At 37.4% G+C, this 3539-nt stretch carries 6 protein-coding genes; all 6 read right to left on the bottom strand.

The window, feature by feature from the left end; translation table 11 throughout:
* A partial coding sequence (locus R3333_RS13360) for a M16 family metallopeptidase (protein ID WP_318959273.1) occupies positions 1 to 344 on the bottom strand: 344 nt, incomplete at its 3' end.
* Between the two features lie 3 nt (positions 345 to 347).
* Complete coding sequence (locus tag R3333_RS13355; protein WP_318959272.1) at positions 348 to 1301, bottom strand: nitronate monooxygenase; 954 nt, start codon at positions 1299 to 1301, stop codon at positions 348 to 350.
* A gap of 66 nt (positions 1302 to 1367) precedes the next feature.
* On the bottom strand, positions 1368 to 2234 hold the full coding sequence (lgt, locus tag R3333_RS13350; RefSeq protein ID WP_318959271.1) for a prolipoprotein diacylglyceryl transferase: 867 nt from the start codon (positions 2232 to 2234) through the stop codon (positions 1368 to 1370).
* A gap of 127 nt (positions 2235 to 2361) precedes the next feature.
* Positions 2362 to 2892, bottom strand: a complete 531-nt coding sequence (locus R3333_RS13345; RefSeq protein ID WP_318959270.1) for a dihydrofolate reductase family protein — start codon at positions 2890 to 2892, stop codon at positions 2362 to 2364.
* Positions 2892 to 3350, bottom strand: coding sequence for a hypothetical protein (locus R3333_RS13340; RefSeq protein WP_318959269.1), 459 nt, complete (start codon positions 3348 to 3350; stop codon positions 2892 to 2894). The genes R3333_RS13345 and R3333_RS13340 overlap by 1 nt, the downstream gene beginning before the upstream one ends.
* A gap of 9 nt (positions 3351 to 3359) precedes the next feature.
* Positions 3360 to 3539: hypothetical protein (locus tag R3333_RS13335; RefSeq protein ID WP_318959268.1), on the bottom strand; the 180-nt coding region annotated here is incomplete at its 5' end.

Here is a 3539-nt window from a genome sequence, read left to right as displayed (position 1 = left end):
GATTTATCTGTAAAGGCTAAATTCAACATTCTATCGCTCTCTAGCCATAATGCAGTTTCTATATTCTGAGCAGGAATGACGTCGTAATAATTGGTTACATCATTACTGGTAAATGCATTACTTTCCCCTCCGGCTCTTTGCAAGGGTCCATCAAAGTCTGGGATATTTGCCGAACCACCGAACATCAAATGTTCAAATAAATGGGCAAAGCCCGTTTTGTTGGCGTCTTCGTCTCTAGCACCCACATCATAAATCGTGTTTACCACAGCCATAGGAGTTGTTACATCCCTATGAAAAATCACCCTCAACTTATTCTCTAACTCAAATTTGTGATATTCTATCATCGATTAAAATTGAAATTTATCCGTTTGCATGGCTGCAATTGAACTTTTATATTCTTCTATAATTTCTTTTACTATTTCTGCAGCGGGCATTACCTCGTGAATCAGTCCAGATATTTGTCCTATCTCTAACTCACCTTCCACCAAATCACCTTCAAACATTCCCTTTTTGGCTCTTCCTCTCCCTAATAAATCTTTCAATTGTTCAGGTGAATTACAAGCTTCATAGGCCTTTTCTACTTTTTGGTAGAATTCATTTTTAATCAAACGTACGGGTGTAATCTCCTTCAAGGTTAACATGGTGCTACCCTCAGCAGCATCTACTACAGTTTGCTTAAATTTTTGATGGGCAGACGATTCTTCCGACGCTACAAACCTACTACCGATTTGAACGGCATCAGCTCCCAGGGTCATGGCTGCCAACATTCCTTTCCCCGTTCCTATTCCTCCTGCAGCAATTAAGGGAATATTAATGGCTTCTTTGACCATAGGAATTAAACAAAGGGTTGTCGTTTCATCCCTACCATTATGGCCTCCAGCTTCAAAACCTTCGGCTACAACTGCATCTACTCCCGCTGCCTCTGCTTTTTGAGCAAACTTCACACTAGACACAACGTGTACTACCGTGATTCCATGTTCTTTTAAATAAGAAGTGTAGGTTTTAGGGTTTCCTGCCGAAGTAAAAACAATGGGCACTTTGTGTTTAATAATCGTTTCAATGTGTTTGTCAATATCAGGGTAAAGCATGGGTAAGTTGACCGCAAAAGGTTTATCTGTTGCCGCTTTACATTTCACCACGTGCTCTTCTAAAATTTCAGGATACATACTTCCCGAACCAATAATTCCGAGTCCACCAGCATTAGAAACAGCCGAAGCTAATTCCCATCCCGAACACCAAATCATTCCCGCCTGAATCAGCGGATATTCTATCTTAAATAATTCTTTAATTCTATTCATCACTCTAATTTTACGTCCTCCTCAAAGGTTTACTAAAGTTGAAAACCACCCCGAAGAGTGGTTTTAATATTATTCTGTTGTTTTTCTTTTGTTGACCCAAATGAATAAGCCTACCCCTAAAATAATAAATGGGACAGACAGCCATTGGCCTGTATTTAAAATCATACCTGCATCTCTATCGGCCTGACCTACTTTCACGATTTCGACCAAGAATCTTGCTCCAAACAATAAAATCAAGAAAACTGAAAACATCAATCCTAATTTTTCTTTGGCATTGGTCTTCCAATACATAAACATCAATACCATAAATATGAAGATGTAAGAAATTGCTTCGTACAATTGAGCTGGATGACGTGGAACGTGTTCTCTAATCCCATCGCCATTTTGATCTATCATTAAACTAGCTGATTCATTGTTAAAAATAAACCCCCAAGGTAAATCTGTAGGAATCCCTACAATTTCATGGTTCACCAAGTTCCCCAAACGAATAAAGCATCCGGCTATCGCAATCGGTGCAACAATTCTATCTAAAATCCACAACATTGGTTTCTTAGACACTTTTTTACTGTAAATGAACAAAGCGATTAAAATGGCAATTGCGCCACCGTGACTGGCCAAACCACCTTCCCACACTTTAAGTATATTCAAGGGATGTGAAAAGTATCCTTCTTGCAAATACCCATCTGGATGCATACCATCCCAGTACGGCCCATAAAAGAGAACATGACCTAAACGCGCTCCAATGATGGTAGCAAGTACCATATACATCAACAACTTATCCAACTGTTCGTCAGGAATACCTTCTTTTTTAAACATGCGTTTAACCACAAAGAAGCCAAGAAATAATCCAGTTACGAAAAGGAGACCATATAAGTTAGGCGTACTCCATCCATCAATTAATTGTGCATCCACCTTCCAATCTATTGCTAAATTCACTGTGTTTTGTTTAGGATTAAAAGCGAAAGATAATAGTTTTTATCCTTTCAGAGTCTCGAAAGAAAAGATATGCAGAAATTGTAAAGAAAAGACCAGAATTACATCGATAAAACGAACCTTAATTACACTACTTATTGACTTGATAGTGCAATTGAACTAAACCTGTTTTAAAAGCTTTCGTTGCCTTCAACTCAAGACGACGTTCTGGAATTTCGTTTTCAAATAAGGACACACCTTCTCCCAAGGTTACAGGAATAATTGAAAGAATTATTTCATCCAATAAATCGGCTTTCAGGAGACTGTTAACCAGTTGAGCTCCACCATCACAATAAATATTCTTCCCTTCTTTTGCCTTAAGGGATTGAATCAAGGTTGTTAAGTCTCCGTTATAAAAATGTGTTAAACCTTCTTGAGGTTTTTCTTGGGTAGTAATAACATAGCTTTCTTTGTCTTTGTGCGGAAAAAACCCCACTTCTTTCACCACCCAATCATAGGTTTTTCTACCTACAATAACGGTATCGATTTGACGTGTAAAATCTGCATAACCATAATCCTCACCTTCCTCCGTCATGGGGTTTAAAAAACTGAGGTCATCATTTGGCTTTGCTATAAAACCATCTAGTGACGAGGATATATACAGGACTACTTTTCTTTCCATTATAACATTACGATATCTATCTGATTTCCTTTTACCGCAGCCTTTTTATCCATCTGATTCCCCAACACGATTCCGATAAACATCCCAAAAGGAAAACCTATTCCAATTAGGCCTGAATTATCCAAAATATTTGAAAGTATTAAACCTATGGGAACTCCAAACACGGCTAACCCTAGCGCCAGCCACATGTTTCTATAGTGATGTTTGGTTACAATTTTCGCTTTGCGCTCAAGTTTGGAAAGAATTTTATTTTGAGATACGCGCAGTTGCTTTTTGAAAACCCTTGGATGATTTCCTATTCCGTTAAGTAATTCAATCTCCTTATTTAAAACGGCTATTAATTCGTCTGACAAGTTGCGCTTTTTAAGTTCTACAATCAACTTTTGTAAATTCTGAAACTTTTGCTTCTCTTTATTTCCGTTGAACGAGGTTCTGTCCTTTAAACTTTGCAACTGCATCTTCTACTATTATTGAATTTTTGTACTTAAGTCTTGATTCAATCTAATTTCTAACACTTCATTTGTGAGGGTAACGATATCGAAAACCAATCCTTTATTCAGCTTAAAATAAATTAGATTTTTGTCTAAATTAACCAATAAATTAGAACTGATAAACTTGTAACTTTTCTCGTTAGCAAGGGATACATT

It is taken from the genome of Lishizhenia sp. (assembly GCF_033720595.1).
Lineage (GTDB): Bacteria > Bacteroidota > Bacteroidia > Flavobacteriales_D > Crocinitomicaceae > Lishizhenia.
Note: the sequence above shows the minus strand (reverse complement) of the source record. Positions and strands in the feature narration are given on the sequence as shown.

Coding starts and splice junctions, on each gene's coding strand:
- R3333_RS13340 (WP_318959269.1), bottom strand. CDS start 3,350: ATGCAGTTGCAAAGTTTAAAGGACAGAACCTCGTTCAACGGAAATAAA.
- R3333_RS13345 (WP_318959270.1), bottom strand. CDS start 2,892: ATGGAAAGAAAAGTAGTCCTGTATATATCCTCGTCACTAGATGGTTTT.